Raw genomic sequence first — 1,894 nt, forward strand, 5'->3', positions numbered from 1 at the left:
TGCTGGCGCTGGCCGCGGGTGCCGGCGGCGTCGCGCCCGCCGCCGGCAGCACGGTCAGCGTCCGCGCCGGCAGGCTCGCCGTCTCGGCGCGGCCGGTCTGCACGTTCCACCATTGCAGCGTGATCGCCGGCAGGCTCAGGCGGCCGGGACGGTCGGGCACCACGGTGAACGCCTGCTGCCGCCGGCCGACCAGCCAGGTGCCGTCGAGGCGGGTGCCGGTGACCGGCTTGTCCGGGTAGACCGTGGCGCCGTCGAGCGTGGGCAGGCTGAGCGCGGGCAGGACTTCGTACGCGAGGCCGGTGGCCTGCTCGGTCATCACCAGTTCGAGCGGCTGCCCCGCCCGCACCTGCCCGTCCGCCGGCACGCCCTCGAGCATGAGCGCGAGGGCGCGCGCCGGCAGCCACGCCGATTTGCCCCAGCTGGGCGGGATCGGCTGCACCGCCACGCTCGTCTCCGGCGTGGCCGCGCTGACCGGCGAGCCCATGCCGAAGAAGGTGTCCGGGTCGCCGGGGTCGACCAGCTCGCCCTGGAACGCCAGCGGCGGAATCCGCAGCGTGCCGGGGTGCTGCGGGATCAGCGCGTAGCGGCGTTCGATCACGCGGTAATGGCGGCCCTCGCGCTCGGTGTCGTAGTCGATGTCGTTGCCCAGGCGCCGCACGTCCGTGCCCGGCAGCTGCGGATCGTCCAGCGCGCCGCTGGCGAGGCTGGCGGCGACATAGAGCCGCACGGTGTAGACCAGCTGCTGGCCCACGGAGGCCCGCGCCGGCTGCGCCTCGGCCTCCAGGAACACCGGCCGCCCGGCCGCCGCGCCGCCGGCCGGCGACGCCGGCGCCACCGCCAGCCGCAGCGGCGCGGTGCGCGAGCCGGCGAGGTCGAGCGCGGGCACCTCCAGCGCCCCGCTGCGCTTGGGCCGCAGCGCGATGCCGATGGTCACGGTGGCGCTGCGCCGGCCGTTGACGATGCTGACGCTGGTGTTGCTGGAGGTGCCGAGCACGGCGAAATCCCGATCCAGCGGCGTGAGATCCGGCACGGCCAGCAGGCCGCTGCCGTCCACCTGCAGGTTGAGCGTCACCGTCTCGCCGAGCTGGACATGGTCGCGGTCGAGCGCGGCCCGCACGCCCGCCGCACGGCCCAGGCACGGCAGGCACAGCAGCAGCGCGAACAGCATGGCGAGGCGGCGCACGGGCTTCATGGCGACTCGTCCTCCGCCGGCACCTCGCCGTGGCGCTGGCGGTATTCGAGCTCGAACTTGCGGCGCAGCAGGCCGCCGGGGTCGTCCGGCACGCGCTGCAGGGCCTGGCGCACGTCGGCGGGCAGCTTCGCCTGCGGGTCGTCCTTGCCCGGCAGGCCGAGCTGGTGCACCGCCTCCGCCGGCGGCGCCTTGCCGTCGGCAGCCAGCGAGCGGTCCATCTGCTGCTTGAGCGCCTGCTGCGCCTGCGCGGCGCGGGCCTGCTGCGCGGCCTGTTCCTCGGCGCTCGGAGGGCGCATGCCGGCCTCGTGCGGCGAGCCGTTTCCGGGCGCGCCGTCCTGCTTGGCGGCATCGCCGCCCTGCGGGTGGCCCGGCTCGCCGTTCGGATTCTGCGACGGCGGCGCATCGCCCGACTTGCCTTCCTGCCCGTGACCCGGCGTGCCGTCCTGCTGCGCGTCCTGCCCGGCGCCGTCCTTGCCCTGCGAGGGCTGGCCCTTGCCGCCGCCCTGCTTCGGCGCGGGCGAGGGCTTCGGCGGCTGCCGCTTCAGCCAGTCGGCCACCGCCTGGCGGTTGGCGCCGGCGTCGGCGTCATGGGGATCGAGCTTGAGCGCGCGGTCGTAGGCATCCAGCGCCTCGCGGTAGCGCCCGGCCTTGGCCAGCGCGTTGCCCAGGTTGTACTGCGCCGCCGCGCCCGGCGCATGGCCG

General features: G+C 76.1%; 2 protein-coding genes. Both read right to left on the reverse strand.

The features are described 5' to 3' along the window. Positions 1–1,192, reverse strand: a 1,192-nt coding sequence (locus ACH65_RS18185; protein ID WP_049624056.1) for a BatD family protein, incomplete at its 3' end; no start/stop codon positions are given. Beyond that, a partial coding sequence (locus tag ACH65_RS18190) for a tetratricopeptide repeat protein (protein ID WP_049624057.1) occupies positions 1,189–1,894 on the reverse strand: 706 nt, incomplete at its 5' end. The genes ACH65_RS18185 and ACH65_RS18190, both read right to left, overlap by 4 nt.

This window comes from Frateuria defendens (assembly GCF_001182895.1).
GTDB classification, from domain to species: domain Bacteria; phylum Pseudomonadota; class Gammaproteobacteria; order Xanthomonadales; family Rhodanobacteraceae; genus Frateuria_B; species Frateuria_B defendens.